Below are 26,790 nucleotides of genomic sequence, written 5' to 3'. Positions count from 1 at the left end.
TGATAATTGTTAATTGATCATTGATTTAAGCTTCTGCTTCCACTGCTTCAGGTTCAGCTTCAGATTCAGATTTTGGCACTTCGTGCTTAATTGTCAAGTAGCGAATTACTTCTTCACTTAGGCGCATAGCTCTTTCCAAACCTGCAACTGCGTGTCCGCCGCCTTTGTAGTTCATTTGAACATAAACGCCATCACGATGCTTATTGATTTCGTATGCTAGACGACGCTTACCGCGATGCTGAACTTGAATATCCTCAACTCCTTGCTCACGCAAGAAATTTTCATATTTGGCGATCGTGCCATCAACCACCTCATCCCCTTGATCGGGACGTAGGATATACATTGTTTCGTATTCGTAAACTTTACTCACGCGCGTTTATCTCCTTATGGACAAGATGGCCTCTTCTGGTTAGCTGGATCTAACCAGACAACATGAAAGAAGGTAGAAATTTTCTACCTGTATACTTAACCCTCCAGCAGATGAAGAGGCAAGGACATACAATCTTACTACGTCGTTTATTCTACATATTTAACATAGTAAATCTAAATTATTTTAAATATTTAGCTGACATCACTCATTACAACCCACCCAGCAATATATGGCGCAACGCTACGTCCGAGTTAAAACCGAAAAAGGGCAGACTTACTACGGTTTACTACAACTAAATCGCAGTGTACAGGTACTGGATGCACCACCTTGGTTACAGGGGCAGCCTACAGATTTACAATTACCAGCAGATACTTACCAGCTACTTGCTCCCTGCGCTCCCTCAAAAATCGTTGCTGTCGGTAAAAATTACGCTAACCACGCCGCCGAAATGGGGACACCAGTTCCCAAAGAGCCACTACTTTTCCTCAAACCTCCTACTACGGTAACTGGTGATGAAAGCAATATTTTTTACCCACCTCAGTCACAGCAGGTAGACTATGAAGGAGAATTGGCTTTAGTAATTGGGGAGCGATGCGTACAATGTACACCCAAAGAAGCTCAAGCCAAGATTTGGGGTTATACCATTGCTAATGATGTTACAGCACGGGATTTACAAAAACTTGACGGTCAATGGACAAGAGCAAAAGGATTTGATACTTTTTGTCCACTAGGTCCTTGGATTGTGCGAGAGTTAAGTGCAGGGGCAAGGATACAGACATTTTTAAATAACTTTAATCAGCCTGTACAATCTGCTTTTATTGACCAGATGGTATTTCCACCAGATGTGTTAGTATCTTATATTTCTCAGGTAATGACGCTTTTACCTGGAGACGTTGTACTTACAGGTACACCCGAAGGCGTTGGAGCTATTGCTATTGGCGATCGCGTTTGTGTAGAAATTGAAGGCATCGGTCAGTTACAAAATACTGTAGTTGCACGCACAATCAATTAACAATTATCAAACTACTATTTTTCGCTCTTTGTAGGTTGGGTTAAGCGCAGCGCAACCCAACACTTGAGCAATTAAGACTTACTCACCATCCCGTAATTACAATAGTTTGAAATTCCTCCAAGCTACTGATAACTAACCCTAGCGCACTTGCGTATAAACCGCCTCTGAAAGTGCTGGGATTTCAGCATAACGTCCTAGCAACGACTGCACTACTGAATATACGCAAGCAGCGATAGTTCCTAGAAATACTACGTTAAGCAACGTTTCTGTTAATAAGTTTTGACCTAGCCCTGGAAGCAATATTCCAGTAAGCATACTGCACAAAACCAAAACAATATCTAACAAAATTGCCTGTAAAGTGTTGAACCGAATAAAATGGCTAATACTTTCGTTTCTAACTACTGCCAAGTATAAAACAAAGAAAATTATTAAGCTAGCAAAAGGGATACTATTAATGATTATCAAAGGCTGTAGTGGTAAAAACAGCAGTCTAAGACTAGGAAACTGTGCAAACAGAACAGCGCCAAATGGCAGCACATCAATTAAAGGAAGTAAATAAGGCAGAGAAGCAAAAACTCTGTCTTGAGGTGTTACAGATCCACGCCAACTCATCGTGCATTCTCCTAAAAAATTTATTTAGTGTTAAGTCTTACTAAATTTAGGATAACGCAGCAGTTTAAAAACCCCTACTTCAGGTTGGCAAGTCGGAAACCCATTTGACACTCGTACTGCTGAGGTTGATTTTCGCTCTTTTGGCGAATTGCTTGACCACACCTCAGTTGACCATGATGCCAACGTGGTTGACCACTATGATCTGCTAATAGACAACCTTGGCACACTAGATGTGGGGTAAGTATTTGATTATCTGTGAGAATGACTAGCATTTACTACCTCCAGTCGCTCCCCGATAGGTCTAAATTTATTCTAGATTATTACTTCAGGCAGATAGACACAATTGCTACATTCTTTAACTTATCGCAACAAGAAAATCTTTAACTGCTCTAAGCGAAAAAAAATGGGTAAAATCTTATAAAGCTATAAAGTAATAGCCAAAGTCAGATTTGTCTATGAAATTAGTAACTATCTCTAGGATTGACTCAAGTGTCTCAAACCAATTTAGATTTTCTTGGCTCCACTGATCCGGCTATTGCTGGGTTGATTCAGCAAGAACTCCAGCGTCAACGCGACCATTTGGAGTTAATTGCTAGTGAAAACTTTACTTCAGCAGCAGTTTTAGCGGCTCAAGGTTCGGTGTTGACAAATAAGTATGCCGAAGGTTTGCCAGGAAAACGCTATTACGGTGGCTGCGAATTTGTAGATAAAGTTGAGCAGTTGGCGATTGACCGCATTAAACAGCTATTTGGTGCGGCTCATGCTAATGTTCAACCTCATTCTGGCGCTCAAGCTAATTTTGCGGTATTCCTGACGCTTCTAGAACCAGGCGATACCATTATGGGGATGGATTTGTCTCATGGTGGTCATTTAACTCATGGCTCTCCTGTGAATGTATCAGGAAAATGGTTTAAGGTTTGCCACTATGGAGTCAACAAGGAAACTGAGCAATTAGACTACGAACAAATTCGGGAATTGGCGCTACAACATCGTCCGAAATTGTTAATTTGCGGCTATTCTGCTTATCCTCGGATTATTGATTTTGAAAAGTTCCGCGCGATCGCAGATGAAGTGGGTGCATACTTATTAGCAGATATCGCTCATATCGCTGGCTTAGTTGCAACAGGTCATCATCCTAACCCCGTCCCTTACTGTGATGTAGTTACTACCACCACCCACAAAACTTTACGTGGGCCCAGAGGTGGTTTAATTATGACCCGTGATGCGGAATTGGGTAAAAAATTAGATAAAGCTGTTTTCCCTGGTACTCAAGGCGGCCCACTAGAACACGTCATTGCAGGTAAGGCAGTGGCTTTTTATGAAGCTTTACAGCCTGCTTTTAAAGAATATTCCGGTAATGTAATTGAGAATGCCCGTGCAATGGCAAATCAGTTACAAAAACGTGGCTTAAATATTGTTTCTGGTGGCACAGATAATCATTTAATGCTGGTAGATTTACGTTCTATTGGCATGACTGGGAAGAAAGCTGACCAATTGTTAGGCGATGTTAATATTACAGCCAACAAAAATACAGTTCCCTTCGATCCTGAGTCACCGTTTGTAACTAGCGGTATCCGTCTCGGTTCACCTGCGATGACTACACGCGGTATGGGTGTGGCAGAATTCACAGAGATTGCTAATATTATTGCTGATCGCCTGTTGAATCCTGAATCGGAAGCAGTAGCTAATGATTGTAAGCGTCGAATAGCTACTTTGTGCGATCGCTTCCCCCTCTATCCTCACCTCAACATTCCCGTACCAGCAATGGTTTAATTAGCTATCAGCCTATGCTCCGCCACGGCGCGGAGCGCCTACAGCTATCAGCCACAATAGATTAAGAGTTATTTAAAAAGCTGACGGCTGACGGCTGACAGCTAACCGCTAACCACTAAAAGCTATATGACTGCTGAAGTTATCTGTGTCGGAACCGAGTTACTGCTAGGGGATATTCTTAATACTAATGCCCAGTTTTTAGCAAAACAGTTAGCTGGGCTAGGAATTCCTCATTACTATCAAACCGTAGTGGGAGATAACCCAGAACGTCTCAAGCAGGTATTGGAAATTGCTACAGCGCGATCGCCACAAGGCGGCGGGCTTGCGCGAACGCAAATTTTACTTTTTACTGGCGGTCTTGGTCCGACACCAGATGACCTCACCACTGAAACAATTGCTGATTTCTTTAACGCCCCGCTAGTTGAACGTCCAGAGGTAATTGAAGATATTACCCGTAAATATGCCCAACGGGGGCGTGAAATGACACCCAGCAACCGCAAACAAGCTTTGATTCCTCAAGGCGCGGATATTTTGCCCAACCCCGCAGGCACAGCCCCAGGAATCATCTGGCAACCCCGCCCTAACTTGACAATTCTTACCTTTCCAGGTGTGCCAAGCGAATTAAAGCGGATGTGGCAAGAAACAGCCGTTCCCTACCTCAAAAGTCAAGGTTGGGGCAAACAAATCATTTATAGCCGAATGCTACGCTTCTGGGGCATTGCTGAATCTGCTTTAGCTGAAAAAGTATCTTCTTTACTTGATTTACCTAATCCGACAGTTGCACCTTATGCGGGTCAAGGCGAAGTAAGATTGCGAGTTTCTGCCTTTGCTAGTTCAGAAACAGCAGCACTTGAACTAATTAAGCCAGTTGAGCAAGAAATACAACAAATTGCTGGATTAGACTATTACGGCGCTGATAATGATACCCTCGCCTCAGTAGTTGGTCAATTGTTGCAATCATCAGGTCAAACGCTGAGTGTCGCTGAATCTTGTACTGGCGGTGGGTTGGGACAAATGCTTACTACTATTTCTGGTAGTTCCAGCTACTTTATGGGTGGCGTAATTTCTTATGATAATCAGGTAAAAATCTCTCTATTAGATGTCAACCCTGAAGATTTAGCCCAACATGGTGCTGTGAGTGATTTAGTTGCCCAGCAAATGGCTATAGGAGTTAAGCAGCGTTTGGCGACTGACTGGGGAGTTAGTATCACTGGTATTGCTGGCCCTGGAGATGGTACAGAGACTAAACCTGTAGGGCTTGTCTACATCGGCATTGCTGCACCGGATAACACTGTAGAAAGCTTGAAGTATCAGCTAAATCCTCAGCAAGAGCGGTCTTTGATTCGGCAGATGTCAGCTTGTCAAGCCCTAGACTTACTACGACGCAAATTACTTGCCAATTCCTCTAGGCGATAATTTTGGGAATTTTTGATCACGATTTGTTAAAACATTATAAAAAAATCTTGTTGAGCTACCTGAAGGTCAATCCCTCTTAAGATGCCTAAGCCAGCTAGAACTTAGGACTTTGGTAGGATGAAAATCTGATCGGCAAATATGTTAAGCTAAAAATTAAGAAATGTAACAAAAGATCTGGTTTATTATTGATAATTAATTAGGCAAGCTAAAACACCATTTCCCTCTAGAGGGACAGGTATTTTAACTCATAAGTTTGCCAAGCTGTCAATAAGGTATGCAGGTTGTCTCGCTGGAGCTTTCTATTAAATGGACTATATAGATACATTGTTGGAAAAGCTAAAGGAATGGGCTCGCAAAATCGTTGAAGCGTTGCTAGGCGATGAGGCGGAACCAGAACCCGAACTTATTCCCATTCCTGTCAATGATCAACGTCGTCGTCGCTAGTCTGCAACTGTGTTAACCGAACATTTGCAAGTGGTGAGTGTACTGGTTCTGCATGGCCCCAATCTTAATCTATTGGGGCGTAGAGAGCCAGGAATATATGGCAGTGTGACATTAGAAGCAATTAATCGCTTATTAGAAGAGGAAGCACAGAAACTAGAGGCGGAAATATCGGCTCATCAATCAAATCACGAAGGTGTTTTAGTCGATGCTATCCATGATGCCCAAGGAAAGCATCAGGGTATTTTGATTAATGCTGGTGCTTATACTCATACAAGTGTAGCTATTCGAGATGCGATCGCCGCAGTAAATATTCCTACAGTTGAAGTGCATCTGAGCAATATTTATCGTCGTGAAGAATTTCGCCACCATTCATTTATCGCACCGATAGCTATTGGACAAATCAGTGGCTTTGGCGCTGATAGTTATCGTTTGGGATTACACGCTTTGGTTAATCACCTCAGACAATCAAATGCTTGATAATTTCTGAGCGAATATTTTAGAGAAATTTGTGATGCAGCCTAGCCAATTTTTAAGTATTGATGACCAACTTATTTCTTTGGAACAAGGTTTAAAGTATCTCCAATTTTCGGGTAAATTAACTCCGTTTATTGGAGAAATTTTACGGCAATATGTGCTAGAGCAAGAATTACAAAATAGAGACGATCTTGATATTAGTCCTGCAATAACTGAGCAGGCAGTAGTTGATTTTAGATTAGAGCGCAATCTCAGTAACCCCCAAGCTTTCGCGCAATGGCTTAGTAGCAACAGTATAGATTACGCTACTTTCCACAATCAGATGGTTGCTAGTTTTAAATTAGCAAAGCTAAGAGATCAAATTACTGAGCCGAAACTACAAGAATATTTTATTGAACGGAAAATATTTTTGGATCGGGTAGTCCTTTCTAGGATTATTGTAGCTGATCAGGAGTTAGCTGAGGAATTAGCAAGCCAAATTGAAGAGGGAGTGACATTTGAAGAGTTAGCGATGGAGTATTCCCTAGCAGATGACCGAATTGTTAACGGCATGATGGGAGTGCTTAGTAGAGGAAGCCTGCCAGATAAAATCAGGGCAGCAGTTGATTTGGCTAGTCCTGGTAAGTTAGTAGGTCCTTTAGAAATTGAAGGAACTTGGGCATTATTTAAAGTGGGAAAGTTTCTGCCAGCTAATGTAGAAGATCCTCAACTAATTGAATCGTTAAAAAATGAATTGTTTGATCAATGGTTAACTGATAAAATTCAAAAGCTGACCGTCAAATTGTTGGCAATTTGAGTAGGGATTAAAGATGAATACGCCCTCACTTCCTAATGATCCACCGCTCATACTGGTAGTGGAGGACGACAAAATGACGCGGTTACTGCTGTGTCAAACATTGGAACAAGAAGGGTACAAAGTTGTAGAAGTGAGCAATGGTGTTGAGTGTATAGCGGTTTTCAAGAGTATTCAACCGCACGTTATTTTGTTAGCTGCTATGATGCCAGTGATGGATGGCTTTACCTGCTGTACTCATCTGCGATCGCTTCCTGAAAGCGCCCATACCCCAGTGTTGCTCATTACAGAAGACGATCAAGACTCAATTAATCAGGCATTTGCAGTTGGGGCTACTGATTATATTACTAAGCCATTTAATTGGGTTGTACTAATTCACCGTGTGCGGCGTTTGGTCGAACAATCCCAACTTTATCAACAACTAAAAGCAGCAAACCAGAAGTTGCAGAGCCTTACTGGTACGGATGACTTGACTCAGGTTGCTAACAGACAAAAATTTAATGAATCTTTTGATTTAGAGTGGCGACGGATGGCGCGAGGAGTATTGCCTTTATCTCTCATCCTCTGCGATATTGACTTTTTCAAGCGTTACAACGAAATTTACTGTTATGAAACTGGAGACAAGTGTTTAAAGACAATTGCCGATCTGCTCAGTGGTATCGCCAAACGACCAGCAGATTTAGTAGCCCGTTATGGGGGTGAAGAATTTGCTGTGATTTTGCCCTACACCCAAGCTGAAGGTGCTATTCAAGTTGCTAATAAAATTCGAGAGAAAGTTAGGTCATTACACATTACTCATAAAGGTTCCCCCATTGCTCAGTATGTCACACTCAGTTTAGGCGTATCTAGCACGTTTCCTCATTTTAAAACTGTGCCAGAGACGCTAATTGGGGCAGCAGAGCAGGCGTTGTATCAGGCAAAAAAAGCAGGGCGCGATCGCGTGGTTCTAGAAGTATGTGATGATTAAAAATCCTCAACCTACTAAACTATTCGATCAATGGCTAGCAGAGAAGATCCCCATGACCCTCAAGCTGCACAAGATCTAAGCTGGATTGAGGAAGTAGAGTTACAGGAGCTTGCATCTTTAGAGTGGGATGTCCCACCACTTTCCTGGTTAAATCCTGAAGAGCAAGCACAATTCCAAAGTCAAGCCGAAACTCGTCGCTACCAATTGGGAGAGAAAATTTGGTCTACAGATAGTTCAGGCGACCAATTTTTTATTCTTTTTGGAAAAGTTCGTCTGAGGGAAGAAGGAGCCTCTAAGCCTTTAGCTACTTTAGCAGAAGGGGATTGGTTTGGTGATTTACAGGAATTTTCAGGCTCAATCAAAGCGATCGCTGCTAGCAAAGAAGTAATAGTAGGTCGCTGGGATTCTGCCTTCTGGAGCCATGTTTCATCCTCACAGAGGGAACAAAGGGAGCAAAGGGAGCAAAGGGAGCGGAGGGAGCAAAGGGAGCAAAGGGAGCAGAGGGAGCAGAGGGGCAGAGGGAGCAGAGGTAGCACAGGGAGCAGAGGGGCAGAGGAGGCAGAGGGGCAGAGGGGCAGAGGGGCAGAGGGGCAGAGGAGGCAGGAGAGGCAGGGGCAGTTAAAGTCTGTACCAACTACTTATGAGTACGCCCCACAGCCAGTATCGGGTTATCCTTTTGTTTCTAGCCTTAATACGGGTGCTGCTTGTTTAACAATGGTGGCACAACATTTGCAAATTTCAGGCAAGCTAGAGTGGGTGCAACGTCAGTTAAGGGGACAACGCCCTAAACATCTGGTGGAAGCTGGCGAAAAGTTGGGGCTACAACTGCGACGGTTAAAAACTTCTTGGAGTAACCTGCGACAGCTATCATTTCCAGCTTTGTTGCAATGGCAACAGTCAAGCTGGGTGGTGGTGTATGGGGTAAGAAAAGATCGCTTGCTGATTGCTAACCCTCTTAACTCTAGTCAAACTTGCGATTGGGTTTCTCGGTCGAAAGTTGAAGCTGCTTGGAATGGGGAATTGTGGCAAGTAGAACCGATTCAGCAACAGGAGAAATTTAACCTGTCGTGGTTTTTACCTGCGGTTTGGCGCTATCGGGGGTTGTTATTAGAAGTACTGATCGCGTCTTTGACGTTGCAACTGTTGGGGTTAACGACACCAGTTATCACTCAGGTAATTATTGACAAGGTGATGGTACAAGAAAGCATTGCCACCTTAGATGTAATGGCGATCGCTTTACTTTCCGTTGCTTTTTTTGAGGCTCTTTTGGGCATCTTACGGTTATTCATCTTTACTCATACCGCCCGCCGCCTTGACTTAAGTTTATCAGCACAGCTATTTCGTCACTTGATGCGCCTACCTCTGGCTTATTTTGAGTCTCGGCGGGTAGGAGATACAGTTGCACGAGTACAGGAACTAGAAAACATTCGCGAATTTCTCACAGGGACGGCGTTGACTGTGATCTTAGATGCCATTTTTACTGTGGTGTATTTGGCACTAATGTTTTACTACAATATCCAACTTACGGGGGTGGCTCTTGCAGTTATTCCACTATTTGCAATTCTGACATTGCTGGCTACTCCAATTTTGCGTAACTGGTTGAATGAAAGTTTTAACCGCAGTGCCGATAGTCAATCTTTTCTAGTAGAGACAGTGACAGGTATTCATGCAGTTAAGGCACATGGGGCAGAAAGAACGACACGCGATCGCTGGGAAGGTTTATTTGCTCGCTTCATCCGCACCAGCTTCAAAGCCTCAACTACTTCCAATATCAGTAACAATATTGGCGACTTTCTCACCAATTTATCTAGCTTACTAATTCTCTACTATGGAGCCAAGCTAGTCATCAATCACCAACTAACAATTGGTCAGCTAGTTGCCTTTCAAATGCTTTCTGGTAGAGTCACAGGGCCGCTTTTACGTTTATTGCAACTGTGGCAAAACTTGCAACAAGTGCTGCTATCTGTAGACCGGATTGGGGATATTCTCAATGTTGCTCCCGAAGCCGAATTGGGAGCGGGTTTAGTTTTACCTTCTCTGCAAGGTCAAGTTAATTTCGATCAAGTTTTCTTCCGTTATCACTCGTCCCAAGAAGCAATTTTACGAGGAATTTCCTTTACAGTACAACCAGGGATGTTTGTCGGAATTGTTGGTCGTAGCGGTTCTGGTAAAAGCACTCTTTCTAAACTATTGCAACGCCTTTATTTAGCTGAATCAGGTCGCATTCTTATTGATGGCTTTGATATAAAAAGTGCGGATTTAGTTTCTTTACGGCAACAAATTGGTGTGGTATTACAAGAAGATTTTCTCTTTAATGGTTCTATCCTAGAAAATATCACCCTGGGCAATCCAGATATTACTGCTGAACAAGTAGTAGAAGCTGCCCGACTAGCAGTAGCCCATGACTTTATCAGTGATATGCCCCAAGGTTACGAAACTAATGTAGGAGAGCGAGGCACAGCTTTATCCGGTGGACAACGGCAACGCATTTCCCTAGCGCGTTTATTCCTTTCGCAAGCCCCTATTTTGATTCTTGATGAAGCTACCAGCGCCTTAGATAGCGAGACAGAGCAACAAGTTTTACAGAATATACAGCGAATTTCCCAAAACCGCACCGTCTTTTTGATTGCCCATCGTTTTGCTCCACTAAAACGCGCTAACACAATTTTGGTATTAGAAAAAGGCATTCTTGCTGAACAAGGCACTCACCATGAATTGTTGCAGCAGAAAGGTTTATATTGGTCACTATATCAACGTCAGCAGTCCTCAGTTTGATACCACATAAATTTATGCAAAAATAAAATGTATCTTTGGTTTTAAGTAAAGCTTATAAGCGTCTTTTGTATAAGTCAAATTTTAGATAATTAACCACAAATGCACACAGATAAACACAGTATAAATAACTGATTTTTGCAATAAGTATCATAGAGATAAACTAGATATGATTTCTATAAAAAATTTATTATCAACCTTAAGCACCACTTTTATAGCTGGGTCAATAGCTTTATTCACAGTGAGCAAAGCACAATCAACTTCATTGACTGGACTGATTATCTTCTCTACCGATAAATCGGGAAGTGCTAGCGGAGGACAGATTTTTAATACTAGGGGCGGTCGAGGTGATGATTTTTATAACGTTTGGGTACAACAAAACGGTAAATTTATCAATGGTCTAGATGAGGGTAATGTTCCTATAAATATCTCATTAGATATTCCTGGTGTCTATACGTTTAAAATGTATGGTGAACCAACTTTTGAATTTGGTTATTTTGGCTTAAATTTATTCTTCAATGGCAACAACACTAAACCAGGCATTTCAGTTTTTGCCCCTATAAACACTCTACCCGCATCGCCAATAACAAGCTTTTCAGTGAATAGTAACGCTAATACTTTGCCATTAGCAGGGTTAGCAGAAAGCGCTGTACCTGGAGCAGGTACACTTTGTTTTGTAGATAAATCGACAATGGTGACACTAACCAGCTACAAATGGTCTAGTTCAAATGTGGAAAACATTGACCTTGTATCGCCTTTTAGCGCACATCCTAGTGGTAGTAACGATTTTACGGGAGAGTTCACTTTAACCGTTACAAAAATTCGCTAAGAAGCTATCCAAAAAGTGATTTTAAGAGATTTATATGCTAATTATTTTTATGTTGACTACAGAGGTTATGTGTTATGTGTAGGGGCGGGTTGACAAGCAAACCAGCGTATTTACAGATATCTTGGTAAACCCGCCCTTTTTAAACCTGCGTAAGCCCTATTATAGATAGGCTTTAAGCCATGAGTCCATAAAAGAAGGTATCTGTCAATAGACGCGGGTTGTTAACATCAGAGCCACTATAGCTGGCTGGTGTAATACCTGTCTTGTAAGCAGCGTATGTCTTGTAGGTCGTCCTCCTGTTGGGTTTGTAGGTGCCATCCCCGTTAGCACCGCCGAATGCTGCCCAGTCGGTTTCTTTATCTTGGTTAAACCAAGTAACCATTTTGATGTCCTTGTTAACAGCATAGTTAAACATATCAGTCATCCATTGTGACTTGGCTGTTAAACTGGTGCCGGAACTTGTCTTTGTCGAAGAACCTACTTCAGTGATACCAACTGGTCTGGTGGATATAGCTTTGAGGCGACCAAGCATATTATCAAAAACCTCGCCTGGTGTTTGCCAGCTTGACCATGACTGACTCGTTCCCCAGTTATAACCATCAATGGCTACCCAGTTAACATAAGCGTCACCTGGATAGTATTGCTCGGCTGTAAAGCCTCCAGCATCAGTATTATTGGCAGTCCAAACCCACTGTAGGCGGCTGGCATCCATGCCTTTCGCGTCAAAGATGTCTTTGGTATGTTTCCACATATTGACGTAATCTGTGGGCGAATTCCCTCCCTTGGCAGCACTCCAGGCGTACCAGTCACCATTCATTTCGTGGGCAAAGCGCAGGTATGCACGGCGATCGTCTGCTGTATTATAAACGCCGTCTGATCCACTTAAGAAGGTTTTTAATCTATCAGCCCAATTGTTAATGTAGGTGTCGAATTGACCGTTAGCTATGAGTACTTCGATATTATCAGGAGTGCTAGAGCCAGATGTTAACGGTTCCCAACTGATCATCGGAATGTTTTTATTATTCCAAATGTTAGGAAGCTGTGTGTTAAACAGGTTGTTCATAGTGGTGCTATCACTACCCCAGTCAGTAAACATATTCAGCACAGCATTTTTCTTACCTTGCCAGGTTTCCATAGCTTGAACCTGACCCATATTCCAGCCTTGGTTGCCGTAGTAAACGCCTAGTAAGGGATCTTTTATAACGCCGTCGGTTGTGGTTGTAGATTGATAGTTGTCAACTTTTGGGATGCTTGAAGAACTATCTTTATATGCAATAGATCCCAACTCCGATAAAGCGCCTGATGTTTTACTGGTGAGGGTAGAAGTTGGTATGGTGCTTAAGTTGAGTTCATATTTAGTTGTGCTTCTAGCTATCTCTGGAGATACTTTTATATAATAATTGCCTTGAGGAAGATTAAGACTAATTTCTCCTGGTTTAGCTTTTGTGCTAATGGAACTTTGGATCGGCTGTCCCTTGCTATCGAGAACTTTAACTTCTAAGGAAGTTGCCTTTTTAGGATGAAGTGAAACGTTTAGGTTGCTGTTGTTATCAAGCTTAACAGAATAGTAGTTGTTAATATTTGTTTTACTAACAAGGTCATTGTAAGTGACATTTTTATAACCTACAGTGCTGCGATTACTATTTAAGGTAATTTTAGCATCTCTTGAAATAGTAGAATCAATGTTATTGAAGCTACTACGATTACTCAATTTTAAGGAATTGGGATTGGTTTTAAGCTCATCACTTAATAATCCCTGACTGCTGGGAGTAATATTTAAACCACGCTCTGTCCCTGATTGTGGTTTAAAATAATCTTTTGTCAACTGTTTTATATTATTCATTTTATTTATCAAATAACTGTTATTATTACTCATTATGAAGATAATTTTATAACTATACTATTTAAATCACCTCAGTAGTTATACTTAATATCTTGCTCCACGCTCAATTATTGGGAGGCTCAACTTGATTTTGTTACCAGGTTGAACCTGGTAACGAGGTTATGGTTACTTAAGTATTGATGCTAAATTATCTGACTGAGAAAGCATTACCAAAGCTGCGGCTAACAGGCTCTATTAAGAAATTTAAAATTGTTTTTTGGCGCATGACCACTTCTCCCGTCGCAGTCATTCCTGGGGTAAAGGCGACTTTTTCACCCCGCACGTTACTTGAGTGTTGGTTTAGCTTAATTCTGGTGGGGAAAACTAAGCCTAAGTCTTTGTCAATAATTGCATTTGGGCTAATTTGAATTACTTTACCCTCAAGGGTGCCAAATTCCTGAAAGGGGAATGCTGCCATTTTGACTTTTGCTTTCATTCCTTTAGCAATAAACCCTATATCACGGTTGAGAACTTTGACTTCTAGCAAAAGTTCTTCTCCTTTTGGAAGAATAGATAATAATTCTTCTCCAGACTGCACAGGCCCTTTTGTTGCTTTGACGCTATAAACGCTACCTGCAACTGGTGCTTTGATGGTTTCAATTTCTCGTTGCTTTTTCGCCTGCTCTAACTCACCTGCAACTTTGGCTAGGTCTTCTTTGCGCTGGTTAATTGCTGTGAGGGTTTCAATCTGGCTTTCAGAAGGTAGGCGGGCAGCTTCATTACGAGCGGATTGATATACTTGTTCTGCTTGAGTAATTTGTTGCTGTTGGGTGGTAATTTCTTTTGCTATGGAGCTAACTTTATCTTGAGCTTCAGTTACTCTATCTTTAACTTTAGTGATGTCGTCTTCGGCTCTGGTGACATCGGCTTGAGACCTCAAAACTCTTTCTTGAGCTTCAAGGTAATCTAGTCGAGGTACAGCGCCTGTGCCAATGAGGTTTTTGAGCGAGTTTGCTCTTTCTTGAGTTAGGGCAAGGTTGGCTTGAGCTTTGGGGAGGAGGCTTTTGGTGCTGGCAAGGCTAGTTTCAGCGTTGGCAAGGCTGGTTTTGGCGTTAATCCAGTTTTCTTGGAGTTGACTTAAGCGAGATTTAGCTTGATTAATGACGGCAATTTGACTGTTTGCTTTGGCTATGGCTGCGGCGTAGTTTTTTTCAAATGCTTGTTGACGAGAGTTTCTTAGCTGCGCTTGCTCTGGGGTGAGTGCAGTTGTTGCTCCTGTGCGTTCTGCTTCTAGGCGCTTTAGGTCTTCTTGAATTTTCTCGGCTTGTTTAGTGAGAATACTAACTTCTGTTTGTGGTAAATCTGGGTCACGTTCAATTAAAACTTGATCTTTTTGAACTCGATCGCCTTCTTTTACTCTGACTGAAAGAATTGTACCTTCACCTAGCGATCGCATCGGGCGTACTTGGGTTACGGGTATCAACTCACCGTTAGCTACAGCTACTTCATCTACTTTGCTGAAACTTGCCCATGCGATCGCCCCAAATACCATTAAACTAATACTACCTGCTAATAATCTGGTATAAAGTGGCGGTAACTCTTGAACTGCTTTGCCAAGTTCGTATGATAAATAATCTTCTGGAGTGGCAAATTGCTCTTTAGTTTGACGCGCTTGAGCAGGGGAAGATGTTAGGGGCGATCGCATAAACTGCTGACTTCAAAATTTTGGTAATACGCCAGAGTGTTACTAGAGATAATGGTGTTTTTATGTTAATTAATCAGATGCGATCGCATAGCGACTCCGTAGGAGTATCGCGTAGCGACTCCACAGGAGTACCGCACTTGTATTTTGAGCATTTACCAGTATAGTATCGAGTTGCACTTATATAAATAATTTACTAACGGGTGAGATCTTATAAGGTTAATTCTCACTGAGGCATGAAAATTATATCAGATAAGGTTTACTTTTAGGCATAAATGCTATCAATAGCTGGAGAGAGAGACATGGTTTTGCAATGGTCGAAAAAGCTGATAGAAAGTATTGAAAGTAGTCTACAACTGATGTATTGTCCCCAGAACCTTACTGTAGCTATTTCCAATTTAAGCAAGCAAACTGACCCAAAATTTAAGCCAGAATTAATTCGCCAGCAATTTCATATCCGTCAGCAAGAAAAGCAGCAGCAATTTCAATATCAGTTGGAACAGGCACGACTGCAAGGACAAACGAATTTACAACAAATTCAGCAGCAATTCCTTGATGATCTTGAGAATGAACGGCAAAGTTTTGAGGTGAAACTCCTCAAAGCACAATTATTACATGAATATTATTTACAAAAAAAATATGAAGACCCGCAATTACAATCATTGAAACAAAGTTTTGATGTTGCTGTGATGCAAGCTAAACTTGATGTTTCACGTCTAGAAGAAGTGGCAGCTTTTAGTGAATATTGGCAAAATTTAAACTTAAACAATAGACATAAAGTTGAAGAATTATTACCACTAGAGCGGAAAAAATCTGAGTGGGATTTAAAGCTTTATGATCGTGAAATCCAGATGCTAATTGCAGAACGCCATTTGCAAGCATTACTGGTAGGAGCCGAATTTCAAAAAATTTTAGAGAACCATCCTTTAGTCTCTCAGTGTACGCCGACGCTAGATTTTTATAAACAATATCGTGATGGTAGTAGACCTATCCCACCTCTGATTTTAATTTGGCCACCAACCTTAGAACCAGATGAATTTCCATACGCGGCTCGTGGAGTTGGCAAAATTGCAGCTAAATTAACCGATGAATTACGGGATTTTCTCAGTGTTAACTACGATTTACATAGCCAAGAGCGACCCACAAAACTTTTAGATGGAGCTTACAAAACTAAACAGTTTCAAAGTGAAGCTGCTTTGGAAAGTTTACATTGGACTCATAAATCTATTCCCACTTTAATCTTGGAATCCAAGATAGATGGAGATGCTATTCGCCTTTATGTTGGATGGTGGGACATGATGGAAACAACTCATCACTACAAGAAAGTTATCTCTATACCTTGGAAAGAGATTTTATACCCTTTAGTAAGAGAAAAAACTCTGCGTTGGAAACAGTATCGCTTAATGCTTTTGAAAAAAGGAAAAACATTAGCGGAAATACAAAGGCGTGGAGGAGAGCATGAAATTAATTTGGGAATTTTAGAAGCTGAGGAAGAAGACCAAGAGATTGATTGGAACCAAGAATATAATTATTACGTTAATTTTGAGGAATATTGGTCAGGTATTGCAGATTTGTTAGTTTTTTGTCATGCGATTATTGCAGGTTTGGCAGTAGATCAATACTATTTACACCACTATAATGTACGTCCAAAATTACCAGAAATACTGCCTAGCTTTTTAGAAGAATTCCCAAATGAAGAGTTAAGCGAGCAACTAATTCAAGTAGTTGTGGCTACTTATAAACAAGTATATGAAACTTTAAAACAGCGACAACCTGATACAATCCCCGAATTAGCTTTGGATTTAGCTCAAGTTTTAACATATTTAGATGATAAATCTTGGATGCGTGGTCAACTTAACTATGCTCTGCAAAGTTGGCTGCAATTGCGGGGAGTTATTCCACCAGCAAATATATTGGATCAGATTTCTAATAATTTACGAGGTGATCAAGAGATAACAAATAGTCTTTTAGATTTAATGCAGTCACTTTTATATCCTGTAGACACTCAGTATGTTGGTAGGGTTAATCAATGTTTGTCTATTTTGTCAGATAATCGCAGCTTAAACTTAATTGATGCTTTTTATTATAGAGGAATTAACTACGCTCAGGAAGGTAACTATCCGGTAGCTATTGATGAATTGACGCAAGTAATCAAACTCCAACCTGACTGGGCGCAAGCATACTACAATCGTGGACTAGCTTATGTACAGCTAGAGGAATATCAACAAGCACTTGAAGATTATACACAGGTATTATGGCTGGACTATAACCATGCTGAAGCTTATGAACAACGAGGCAATGTTTTTCATAAGTTAGGTGAATATGAAAAGGCGATCGCCGATTATAATCAAGCAATTAAGCTGAATCCTAATTTAGTAGAAGCCAAAACTAACAAAGATATTGCTCAAGAAGCACTCATAGAAGTCAAACGTCAGTATCAAATTGTAGCTATTCGCGATCAAAATCTCCATAATCTGCAAACTATTATTGCAAATTTCCCTCCCATTGGTTTACCTGTGACTATCATTACGGGCAAAAATGGCAGTGGTAAAACAACTTTGTTGCAAGAGATTATCAAAAAACAAACTGATTTAAAGCTAGCCATATTAATTAATGAAGAAGGCAATGTTAGCATTGACAAAATGCCCAGAGTTTATACTAAAAATTTAGATACTTGGACTTATCAACCTAGAAATCGTGCCAATTATCAACGCTTTATACAATTTATCTACGAGATTTTGGATAGACAAAATTCGGTAGATCATTTAGTAATAGAAACCAGTGGAGAAGCTGATCTTTTACAACTAATTTTGGCTTTTGTAGATACAGACTTAAAATATAGAACTCACGTTAATTCTGTAATTACAGTTGTCGATTCAGAAAAATTTATTACATATCAGTTAAAAGATGAAGCTAGTAAAAATCAAATTATTTATAGTGATATTATTTTGTTAAATAAAGCCGATTTAGTTCTTGAAGATAAATTGAGGCAAGTTGAAAGAATTATTAGTGAATCTAAAAATACAGCTAAAACTCTGCGTTGCAAATATGCCAAGTTGCCATTGCCGTTAATCTTTGATTTAGGTCTGAATAAGATCGGATTAAATCGGGGTTATTTGGATGATAATAGTTTATCTTTATTTTCATATCAAAGTGACGCAGCTTTTGATATGAAAAAGTTTGAAGTGTTTTTAGATAAACAATTACCTACAAATGTATTTTGGGGTAAAGGTATTCTGTTGTTTGAGCAAAGCCCAAAATGTCATGGCTTTTTACTTAGTGGTAAGCGTTTTTCGCTTTATCACGAAAGGTGGAAGCAGCAGCCGGAAAATCGACTTATACTCATTGGTGAGAACTTAGATAATGAATGGTTGAGCTATCGGCTTAATGATTGTAGAAGTGAAGTTTGATTGGTTATCGGTCATTGTTAAGTGTTAATTGATTATTGTGCAATATTCATTATTAAATCGGTTTCGAGGTGCATTATTAGGATCTGTACTGGGAGAAATGAAAGGTTCCCAAGGTCAAGATCAAAATCGCTTAGAATTGTCACCTGTTAGACTAAGTGAAGAAATTGCCACTAATATAGAAATAAATCTCCAGTTACCTTGGAATGATATTGCTGTTAGTTGCGCCCAAAGTTTGATTCGCTGTGGCAGACTGGATTTAAAAGATTTAGTTAGACATAATTATTATCTGCTGCCTGAAAATATGTCTGTTAGCTGTAGTGAGGCTGCTATTGCTACACTGCCAGTAGGATTATTTTTTCACGAACATGAAGTAACGTTGCAACAAAAATTAACAATTGCGGCATCAACTTTGATGCCAGATTGTGGTAATTCATTAGGTGTGTTAGCTGTGGGTTATGCGATCGCACAAGCTTTAACCGAAAAACTTCACCCCCTGAGCTTAATTCCCCAGATTTTGACATACTTAGATGATGTTCAAACACCTTTTACACAGCAGTTATCAATAGTTCAAACCGAACTTACACACGGCGCTGGGTTAGAAAAAGTTGTTAATCAACTATGTCGAAATAGTAACCATAGTACTACTCCAATTGCACTAGCCTTTTACTGCTTTTTAAGTACTCCTCAAGATTTTCGCCTATCGCTACTGCGTGCTTTACGAACTAATTATCACCCGCAGACTACGGCTGCTTTAACTGGGGCATTATCCGGCGCTTATAACAGTTTGCTAGGCATACCTTTAGGATGGCGTATTGCTTGCGATCGCAATAATAAACTAGAAGTTATACAACTAGCAGAACGTTTACTAGCCGTTTGGTCTGGTGTTTATGATACTTCAACAACTTATGACTCTGATCAAGTTGCTATAGCCGCACCTCGCGTTATTCAGCCACGTTTAGGGGGATATTGATTTTGATGATAGAGGCTTTTTTTACAGTTTAGATAATTAACCGCAGATAAACGCAGATGTAATGACTGATTTTTGCTCATCGGTCTAATGAAAACGAAAAATAATTAGTTAGTAAAATTTTCCGTGCTAGATGGCAGGATAATCAATTAGTAGATTCAGGATTACTCCCTTCCTGCCCAAAGAATACCTATTTTAAAAACCGCCAAGACACCAAGGACGCTAAGGAAGAAGAAGAATATGATCGGTAATCTTTTAGTGGGAAGGAGGCAATTCATAAAAAGTAATTTGTAAAGGCTACATAATAGACTCTACTCTGTTCATAAGTTACCCTTTTACACCACTCCCAACTTCAGTCGGCACAATATAGCGTTGCATTATTAGGAAAAATATCACTACCGGGGCAATAGAAATAACTGAACCAGCAGCAATTAAGCGCCAATCTAGAGAAAATGCCTCAGCTAAGGTAGCAACACCTACAGGAAGGGTGTAATATTCTGGTCGGTCAATTACAATTAATGGCCATAAGAAATCACTCCACGATCCGATAAATACAAAAATTGCTAGTGTTACTAAAGCTGGACGAATTGCTGGTAACATGACATACCACCAGATACCTAATTCAGAACATCCATCCATACGGGCAGCTTCTTCTAATTCTTTGGGCACGCCTTGAAATGCTTGGCGTAATAAAAAAATACCAAAAGCTGAGGCTATGCTGGGCAAAATAATCCCTAAATAGCTATTTCTTAATCCTAGTTGTACGGTCAAAATATATAAAGGAATCATTACGATCTGGAATGGAATCATGATCGTAGAGACAACGAGGGCAAAAATAGCATCTTTGCCTTTAAAGTCCAATCTTGCTAGTGGATAAGCAGCAAGTGAGCAAAACAATAAATTTAATCCAACTGTTAATAAGGCGATTAAGATACTATTAAATAGGTATTGACCAAATGGATTACTTTGCCAAACGGTGATATAATTTTGAAAAGTTGGCTGATTTGGGAATAATTGGGGTGGAAACTGAAAGATATTTTCAGTTGGTGATTTAAAAGAGGTACTAATTAACCAAAATAAGGGAAATAGCATCCAAAGTGCGATCGCACTTAATGCCACATACGTCCAAAAAGTTTTTAATTGGGATTTGCGAGTTTTAAGTTTATTCGTTAATTCGGCTTTCATTTTGTGAAGAGAGGGAGGGGAAAGGAGGGAGGAGAGAGCGGAGAGGGGAGAGGAGTAAGAAAAGGGGGAAAAGTGAGGCTAACTGTTCACTGTTAAATTTGTTTCTGTACAAATACCATTTAATTGTTTATCCCAAGGTTCAATAGGTAACTGTGGTAAACAAGCAAATTCAAATACTATACCTATTGTTGGCTTGGATGCCCATTCAGGTGAACTAAGTAAGCGATCGTAATAACCACCACCGTAACCTAATCTATAACATGAGCGATCGCACGCAACAGCCGGAACTAAGATTAAATCTACCTCATCTGGCTGCAATCTCGGTGCATCAGCTTGAGGCTCAAAAATGCCATAAGCTCCCGTTGTCAGGGGTTCAGAGGGTTGCCAGCTATGCCAAATGAGAGATTTACCAACACATCTAGGTAATCCCCAAATGCGATCGCCTGTAAATAACGAGCTAAGGTCAGGTTCTTGACGAAAGCTCGTATAAGCTAAAATCGTCCGCGCTTCTTCATATAGCGGTGAAGATTGGATGAGAGTACAGATGCGATCGCTTTTTTCCAGCCAAACATTTTTAGGTAAAGACTGCCGCAACCTTAATAACTCTCTGCGGAGTTCTACTTTACTTTGTTGATTTTTCATTAATCAATGAACAATTATTGATTATGGCGATACCAATCAATTGTATTTTTTAGCCCTTGTTTTAATTCTACCTGGGCAGTAAATCCAAATTCCTGCTTTGCCCGTTCGGTATCTAAACAACGCCGAGGTTGACCATTGGGTTTATCAATTTCCCAAATAATTTCCCCTTGAAAGCCCATTAATTCACAAATTAATTCCACTAAATCGCGGATGGTAATTTCATAATTAGTTCCCAAGTTTACTGGTTCAGCACCATCATAATCCTGAGTAGCCACCACAACGCCGAGTGCCGCATCATCTACATAAAGGAACTCTCTGCTAGGGCTACCATCTCCCCACACAGGCAAATGCTTGTCTCCCCTTTGCTGCGCTTCATGCACCTTATGAATTAAGGCTGGGATGACATGGGAACTCTTGGGGTCAAAGTTATCTTCAGGACCATACAAATTTACTGGCAACAAGTAAATGCCATTAAATCCATACTGCTGACGATAAGACTGAAGTTGGACTAATAAAGCTTTCTTAGCAACGCCATAAGGAGCATTAGTTTCTTCAGGATAACCATTCCATAAGTCATCCTCTTTGAAAGGTACTGGTGTGAATTTAGGATAAGCACAAATAGTGCCAACACAAACAAACTTTTCCACACCTGCTTGATAAGCAGCATGAATTAATTGAGTACCCATCATCAAATTGTCATAAAACAGTTCGGCTGGTTTGGCTTGATTTAAACCAATACCGCCAACGTGCGCCGCTAAGTGAATGATGATGTCTTGTTGATCAACCGCCCTTTGACAATTTTCTAGGATGCGGAGGTCACAATCATGCGATCGCGTTACTGTAATCTTCTCAGGGTTAGCACCAGCAGAGGCTAACTGAGCTAGTACCTTGCGTCCTAAAAATCCCGCTCCACCTGTAACTACAATGCGTTTGTTACTCAAATCCACAGTTGCCATTGTGCTTCTCTTTCTTGCCTAGATTTTAGGAGCATCTTCAAACCGTAATGAGCTAATTAAAATTAATCACTCATTCTCGACCAATTACAACTATTCAATCGTGCATTTCGCCGACATTCTGGCGGATTGTGGCAATATCTGGAAACGAATTAGAACTATTGTTATTAGGAGAAGTTAAGCCTAATGCTTGCAAATCTGCTTCTACCATCAAAGCAACTAATTCTGGAAATGTTACAGAGGGTTGCCAACCTAATTTCTGTTTTGTCTTAGTGGCATCTCCAATGAGTAAATCCACTTCGGCTGGTCGTAGATAGCGCCCGTCAAATTCGACATATTTATGCCAATCGAGATTCACATAACCAAAAGCCAGGTTAAGAAACTCGCCTACAGAATGAGTTTCACCCGTAGCAACAACATAATCATCTGGCTGATCTTGTTGTAGCATCAGCCACATAGCTTTCACATAGTCTTTAGCGTAACCCCAATCTCGCTTGGCATCAAGATTACCCAAAAAGGTATTTTTTTGTTTCCCAGCAATAATACGAGCGATCGCTCTAGTAATTTTTCGCGTAACAAACGTCTCACCTCTACGCGGTGATTCGTGGTTAAATAATATCCCGTTGCAGGCAAATAACCCGTAAGATTCTCTATAATTTACTGTTTGCCAGTGAGCGTAAACTTTAGCGCAAGCATAAGGACTACGCGGATAAAAAGGTGTAGTTTCCTTCTGCGGTACTTCCTGCACCTTGCCAAACATTTCAGAAGAACCAGCTTGGTAGAATCGTACCTGAATCCCTGTACGGTGCTGATAATCTCGAATTGCTTCTAACAAGCGTAAAGTTCCCATCCCAACGCTATCAACAGTGTATTCTGGAGAGTCAAAACTCACCTTGACATGGGATTGAGCGCCTAAATTATAAATTTCTACTGGTTTAACTTCCTCCAAAATTCGGCGTAGAGTAGTGCCATCAGTTAAATCACCATAATGGAGAAATAACCTAGCTTGCTCGTTGTGTGGGTCAACATAAATGTGATCGATGCGATCAGTATTAAACGTAGAAGTCCGCCGGATAATGCCGTGAACTTCATAGCCTTTATCCAGCAACAACTCACTTAAATACGAGCCATCTTGACCAGTAATACCTGTAATTAGTGCTATTTTGCGTTCTGACATTTCCAATCTTCCTATCCACAATTTATACTATTGCAGTAGCTTTTCACTTAAGAAAAGAGTAGCTATAACCCAAATAGAGAGAGATAGTTAATCATTCCCTAATCTAGCCGAAAACTTGTTAGATAACCTTGGGCATTATCAACTACCCCTGGAAAATATTTCTAGAGATTTTTCTCTACTTTAGTACGCGCCATTATTTTTAGGGGCAATCACTACCCCAACTATTTTCAAAATTATCCAGATATCTAGCCAAAAATTGCGGATATATACATAGCTTTCCCGATTAGTTGATTCAAAATCAATCAGAGCATAAAGATCTGCGTCAATATGCTTTAAGATTTCTTGCACAACCAGTTCTGAACCGCCAGTAGCATTAGATGTCAACCATTCACGGACTAAAGCGTATTTCATTTTTTAGCCTTGGCAATAAGTCTTGAGTCCATTTAGTAAACTTGGCTCTGGTGCGATCGCTTGTTTTAAGTTTTGAAGCGTAGATTCAACTGCTGGGCGTTCTTTTTTCCTTAAAGCTGCTGCAAATTCACGAGTACTTTTGCTGGTATCTCGATACATTTTAATAAAACCAGTTTTATACTCTTTTAGCTTGCTGTCACTGACGTTGATTGCTGCCATTTCTTTTGCTGCTTTGTCCATTGTATCAGCAGCTAGTAGCATAGCATCGGGATTTTTGGCTTTGCCTCCACCAGCGAAGGCTTTTGCTTCACTAGCTGCTTTGTTAGTTACGTTGGTGATCTTTTGACACTGGTTCACTTTACTATCGCTACAACTGACAATTAATAAAGTGATGCTGATAGTTGTCGTCAAAAAAACTGGATACTGGCGCGGCAAAGGCATTGAGGCAATCCTTAACAGTTTGTGCAATCAATGGTTTTAATAGCATATTTGATGTTGGCTACAATAACTTATTTTGTTAGCCATCTATAGCTTGTTAAGCTAGACGTTGCGCGATCGCGAAGCGCAGATCGCATTTGTTCGAGGTGGAAAGAGAGCCTGCTGTTTCTGGAAAATTATGACTACTCAGCCTGACACGAACGAAACTAATTCCCCGCCTGATAGCCCTAACGGTACAGGTGCAAATCATTCTGCCTTAGCTCAGGCTGTCAGCAACCAGCCACAAGTGTATCGCTACTCAAGCACCAAGATGGCTGGGGGCAATAATTATGCCTATCCTCAACCGCCAAATTCTGCTTTCTGGATTACTTTGAGTGCAATCGCATTGATGGTATTAGCTTTAGCTATTAATAATGGATGGATTGGCATACCAGCCACAATTATTGCCCTGGTGTTTTCCCTACGGATACTTTCACCTAGCTTCCAAGCCTTACTAGATCAGTTAATCTTCAAAGAACAGCGATCGCAACTATTCGCTATAATAACCGCCACTTTAGCAATTGCTAGTTTACTAAAGTTCATTGGTTTTTACGAACGTCTGGGCATTTGGAGTCAACAGATCCACTGGGATGCGGTGGGATCACTCGCAGAATGGACTGGTGCTGTCGGACAAATTTTTATTGCTATCCTCGCTGTCTATATTGCTTGGCAACAATATGTGATTTCTCGTGACTTAACAATTGAGCAAAATCGTCTCACCAATCAACAAAATGTTCTTACCCAACAGCAGACAATTGATACTTACTTCCAAGGGATATCAGATTTAGCATTAGACGATCAAGGCTTTTTGGAAGATTGGCCGCAAGAGCAAGCTTTCGCAGAAGGTCGCACGGCGGCATTGTTGAGCAGTGTAGATGCTGGCGGTAAAGCTAAAGTGCTGCGATTTTTATCCCAATCAAAATTATTAACTCCATTAAAGCGTGATCGCCGTTTAGGTCGCCCCATTCTTAACGGCGATGGCGGTTATGCCGAAGACCGAGTTTATGGTGTCCGCGTAATAGATTTAGGTGTCATGTTAGCTGGAGCAGATCTAGCTAACACTGATTTACGCTGGACAGATTTGAGTGAAGCTAATCTAGTCAACGCTAATCTTAGTGGCTGCGATTTAGTAAAAGCTAACCTATCCCGCACTATTTTATATGAAGCTAAACTTGTCGGTGCTGATTTTCAGCGTGTGCGCCTATTCTACGGTTCAGTAGAAACTGCTAGTCCCCGCAGTCGCACTGAGCCTCCCAACTACAAAACAGGGGAATTTACTGGCGCAGTAGTTGAAAATGCTGACTTTACAGGCGTTGAGGGAATGTCAGAGGAACACCGACGATATTGTTGTGCGTGGGGTGGCGAAAAAACTAGAGCCACAATTCCAGGTGGCTGCGAAGGCATTACTAATCAATTAACAATGACCAATGACCGATGACCAATTAAACTTTGATCGTTTTACCTGTTTCCGCAGAGCGACGTGCAGCATCAGCAACTTTCAGGGTATACACGCTAGCATCTGCTGTTACATACAGAGGTTTCCCTTCGGTTAAGTAATCTAATACCATTGTGGTTTCCTTAGCAAATAATCCTCGGCGGCTACCGACTGCTATTGGTGTACTTCCTTCTGGCTGCACCAAAGTTCCTTGATCACCATTAAAAATTAATCCCCCTTGCTCACCATGAACTTCAAAGGTTCGTGACTCCTGCCAAAGGTTTTCGCCTTTACCATAAATAACTTCAGCCATTAAACCATTGTTGAAGCGTAACTGTGCTGTACAGATACAGGCTGTGTAAAATGATTCACTACCCCAAAATCTAGCTTGACAACTAACAGTCGCAACTGTACCAAACAAATCTGTAAATCGGTGTAGCCTGGAAAGTGCGCCCATGAAGGGAAAACCAAACAAATCGGGGTGGTAAGTCCACTTGCGGGGAGCAGGATGCTGAGGCGCGATGGTACTGTAGCGAGCATAAAAAGGTTCGCCAATGGTAGGTAATGATTGCTTGAGTGCTTGGTGTAAGCCACCGAGTAGTTCTATATGTTCTATATGTAAAAGTTTGCCTCTAGCTTTAGCTAAAGATATAAGTTCTTCTGCTTCTGTGACATTTAGGGCGAGGGGATATTCGACAATTACGTGCTTGTCAGCTTCTAAGGCAGCACGGGCGATCGCACTATGATCGCGGTTGATCGTGGCAACAATCACTAAATCTAGTTCTGGCAGTTCCACCAACTCCTCCCAGGATCTCATTGCTCTGGCCTGGTATGTTTGAGAAAATTCCTCGGTTTTAGCTGGTGTATGACCTGCAACAGCCATCAAATGCGATCGCGGATCTGATTGCAAAGTTTCTGCTCTTAACTTAGCCGCATATCCAGTACCCACCATTCCCACTTTTAAAGGGATAGAATTATCCCCTAAAATAGTAAAATTTGACATTATATAGTTGTGACTAATTAAAACGATAACTAATCATAATGCAGTTCGATATTAATCAGGCAGAATGTTAAATTATGGCAAAAATTCTTCAGCAGTATAGGTATCTAAGCTTGCCAAAATTGTTTAAATATAAGTAATCAAGAT

The 26,790-nt window shown here is 40.9% G+C and carries 23 protein-coding genes and 1 pseudogene; 12 read left to right on the top strand and 12 right to left on the bottom strand.

Annotation, left to right across the window (positions count from 1 at the left end; all coding sequences use genetic code 11):
• Positions 1 to 25 precede the first annotated feature (25 nt).
• Positions 26 to 343 (bottom strand): 30S ribosomal protein S6, encoded by a 318-nt coding sequence (rpsF, locus tag CRI9333_RS00680; protein ID WP_041226192.1) that lies wholly within the window; start codon positions 341 to 343, stop codon positions 26 to 28.
• 256 nt (positions 344 to 599) lie between these two features.
• On the opposite strand from rpsF, the gene CRI9333_RS00675 reads away from it, so the two are divergent.
• Complete coding sequence (locus CRI9333_RS00675; protein ID WP_015201282.1) at positions 600 to 1,382, top strand: fumarylacetoacetate hydrolase family protein; 783 nt, start codon at positions 600 to 602, stop codon at positions 1,380 to 1,382.
• A gap of 138 nt (positions 1,383 to 1,520) precedes the next feature.
• Here CRI9333_RS00675 and CRI9333_RS00670 read toward each other — a convergent pair whose 3' ends face one another.
• Together CRI9333_RS00670 and CRI9333_RS00665 are read right to left on the bottom strand one after the other, a co-directional pair.
• Positions 1,521 to 1,994, bottom strand: a complete 474-nt coding sequence (locus tag CRI9333_RS00670) for a Tic20 family protein (RefSeq protein WP_015201281.1) — start codon at positions 1,992 to 1,994, stop codon at positions 1,521 to 1,523.
• Between the two features lie 74 nt (positions 1,995 to 2,068).
• The gene (locus tag CRI9333_RS00665) at positions 2,069 to 2,266 is read right to left on the bottom strand and encodes a hypothetical protein (protein ID WP_015201280.1); all 198 of its coding nucleotides are present in this window, start codon (positions 2,264 to 2,266) and stop codon (positions 2,069 to 2,071) included.
• Positions 2,267 to 2,483: 217 nt separating this feature from the next.
• Between CRI9333_RS00665 and glyA the strand changes: the two genes are divergently transcribed.
• The 8 genes from glyA (at position 2,484) to CRI9333_RS00630 (ending at position 11,462) form a co-directional block, all read left to right on the top strand.
• Positions 2,484 to 3,767, top strand: coding sequence for a serine hydroxymethyltransferase (gene glyA / locus CRI9333_RS00660; protein WP_015201279.1), 1,284 nt, complete (start codon positions 2,484 to 2,486; stop codon positions 3,765 to 3,767).
• Between the two features lie 126 nt (positions 3,768 to 3,893).
• Entirely contained in the window at positions 3,894 to 5,183 is a 1,290-nt protein-coding gene (locus CRI9333_RS00655) for a competence/damage-inducible protein A (RefSeq protein ID WP_015201278.1), read from the top strand.
• Between the two features lie 306 nt (positions 5,184 to 5,489).
• Positions 5,490 to 5,627: a hypothetical protein gene (locus CRI9333_RS27160; protein WP_015201277.1), complete on the top strand. Its 138-nt coding sequence runs from the start codon at positions 5,490 to 5,492 to the stop codon at positions 5,625 to 5,627.
• Positions 5,628 to 5,636: 9 nt separating this feature from the next.
• Positions 5,637 to 6,104, top strand: a complete 468-nt coding sequence (gene aroQ / locus CRI9333_RS00650) for a type II 3-dehydroquinate dehydratase (RefSeq protein WP_015201276.1) — start codon at positions 5,637 to 5,639, stop codon at positions 6,102 to 6,104.
• 34 nt (positions 6,105 to 6,138) lie between these two features.
• The gene (locus CRI9333_RS00645) at positions 6,139 to 6,897 is read left to right on the top strand and encodes a peptidylprolyl isomerase (RefSeq protein ID WP_015201275.1); all 759 of its coding nucleotides are present in this window, start codon (positions 6,139 to 6,141) and stop codon (positions 6,895 to 6,897) included.
• 13 nt (positions 6,898 to 6,910) lie between these two features.
• Positions 6,911 to 7,861: a GGDEF domain-containing response regulator gene (locus CRI9333_RS00640; RefSeq protein ID WP_015201274.1), complete on the top strand. Its 951-nt coding sequence runs from the start codon at positions 6,911 to 6,913 to the stop codon at positions 7,859 to 7,861.
• Between the two features lie 30 nt (positions 7,862 to 7,891).
• On the top strand, positions 7,892 to 10,636 hold the full coding sequence (locus CRI9333_RS00635) for a type I secretion system permease/ATPase (RefSeq protein ID WP_015201273.1): 2,745 nt from the start codon (positions 7,892 to 7,894) through the stop codon (positions 10,634 to 10,636).
• Between the two features lie 238 nt (positions 10,637 to 10,874).
• Positions 10,875 to 11,462, top strand: a complete 588-nt coding sequence (locus CRI9333_RS00630) for a hypothetical protein (RefSeq protein WP_157462216.1) — start codon at positions 10,875 to 10,877, stop codon at positions 11,460 to 11,462.
• A 172-nt stretch (positions 11,463 to 11,634) separates the two neighbouring features.
• On the opposite strand, the gene CRI9333_RS24545 is transcribed toward CRI9333_RS00630, so the two are convergent.
• Positions 11,635 to 13,305, bottom strand: coding sequence for a glycoside hydrolase family 26 protein (locus tag CRI9333_RS24545; RefSeq protein ID WP_198013596.1), 1,671 nt, complete (start codon positions 13,303 to 13,305; stop codon positions 11,635 to 11,637).
• Positions 13,306 to 13,492: 187 nt separating this feature from the next.
• Complete coding sequence (locus CRI9333_RS00620) at positions 13,493 to 14,989, bottom strand: HlyD family efflux transporter periplasmic adaptor subunit (protein WP_015201270.1); 1,497 nt, start codon at positions 14,987 to 14,989, stop codon at positions 13,493 to 13,495.
• A 299-nt stretch (positions 14,990 to 15,288) separates the two neighbouring features.
• Between CRI9333_RS00620 and CRI9333_RS26030 the strand changes: the two genes are divergently transcribed.
• Both CRI9333_RS26030 and CRI9333_RS00610 read left to right on the top strand, forming a co-directional pair.
• Positions 15,289 to 18,396: a GTP-binding protein gene (locus tag CRI9333_RS26030; RefSeq protein ID WP_015201269.1), complete on the top strand. Its 3,108-nt coding sequence runs from the start codon at positions 15,289 to 15,291 to the stop codon at positions 18,394 to 18,396.
• 37 nt (positions 18,397 to 18,433) lie between these two features.
• Positions 18,434 to 19,366 carry an ADP-ribosylglycohydrolase family protein gene (locus CRI9333_RS00610; RefSeq protein ID WP_015201268.1) on the top strand — a complete coding sequence of 311 codons (933 nt, stop codon included), beginning with the start codon at positions 18,434 to 18,436 and terminating at the stop codon, positions 19,364 to 19,366.
• A 324-nt stretch (positions 19,367 to 19,690) separates the two neighbouring features.
• Here the strand turns inward: CRI9333_RS00610 and CRI9333_RS00605 are convergent, their stop codons facing one another.
• The 6 genes and pseudogenes from CRI9333_RS00605 to CRI9333_RS00580 form a co-directional block, all read right to left on the bottom strand.
• Positions 19,691 to 20,548 carry a carbohydrate ABC transporter permease gene (locus CRI9333_RS00605; RefSeq protein WP_015201267.1) on the bottom strand — a complete coding sequence of 286 codons (858 nt, stop codon included), beginning with the start codon at positions 20,546 to 20,548 and terminating at the stop codon, positions 19,691 to 19,693.
• Between the two features lie 78 nt (positions 20,549 to 20,626).
• A complete protein-coding gene (locus tag CRI9333_RS00600) occupies positions 20,627 to 21,190 on the bottom strand; it encodes a 5-formyltetrahydrofolate cyclo-ligase (protein WP_015201266.1) in 564 nt (187 codons plus the stop codon).
• Positions 21,191 to 21,204: 14 nt separating this feature from the next.
• Positions 21,205 to 22,146 (bottom strand): GDP-L-fucose synthase family protein, encoded by a 942-nt coding sequence (locus CRI9333_RS00595; protein ID WP_015201265.1) that lies wholly within the window; start codon positions 22,144 to 22,146, stop codon positions 21,205 to 21,207.
• Positions 22,147 to 22,240: 94 nt separating this feature from the next.
• The gene (gene gmd, locus CRI9333_RS00590; RefSeq protein WP_015201264.1) at positions 22,241 to 23,320 is read right to left on the bottom strand and encodes a GDP-mannose 4,6-dehydratase; all 1,080 of its coding nucleotides are present in this window, start codon (positions 23,318 to 23,320) and stop codon (positions 22,241 to 22,243) included.
• Positions 23,321 to 23,578: 258 nt separating this feature from the next.
• Positions 23,579 to 23,731 (bottom strand): annotated as a pseudogene (locus CRI9333_RS00585) (glycosyltransferase family 4 protein); the annotation flags it as partial.
• A gap of 3 nt (positions 23,732 to 23,734) precedes the next feature.
• A complete protein-coding gene (locus CRI9333_RS00580) occupies positions 23,735 to 24,172 on the bottom strand; it encodes a hypothetical protein (RefSeq protein WP_015201262.1) in 438 nt (145 codons plus the stop codon).
• A gap of 175 nt (positions 24,173 to 24,347) precedes the next feature.
• On the opposite strand from CRI9333_RS00580, the gene CRI9333_RS00575 reads away from it, so the two are divergent.
• Positions 24,348 to 25,646 (top strand): pentapeptide repeat-containing protein, encoded by a 1,299-nt coding sequence (locus tag CRI9333_RS00575; RefSeq protein WP_015201261.1) that lies wholly within the window; start codon positions 24,348 to 24,350, stop codon positions 25,644 to 25,646.
• A gap of 4 nt (positions 25,647 to 25,650) precedes the next feature.
• On the opposite strand, the gene CRI9333_RS00570 is transcribed toward CRI9333_RS00575, so the two are convergent.
• A complete protein-coding gene (locus CRI9333_RS00570; RefSeq protein ID WP_015201260.1) occupies positions 25,651 to 26,646 on the bottom strand; it encodes a Gfo/Idh/MocA family protein in 996 nt (331 codons plus the stop codon).
• Between the last annotated feature and the right edge of the window lie 144 nt (positions 26,647 to 26,790).

Origin of the sequence: Crinalium epipsammum PCC 9333 (assembly GCF_000317495.1) — a bacterium.
GTDB lineage: Bacteria > Cyanobacteriota > Cyanobacteriia > Cyanobacteriales > PCC-9333 > Crinalium > Crinalium epipsammum.
This window is presented reverse-complemented; position numbering and strand designations above follow the sequence as displayed.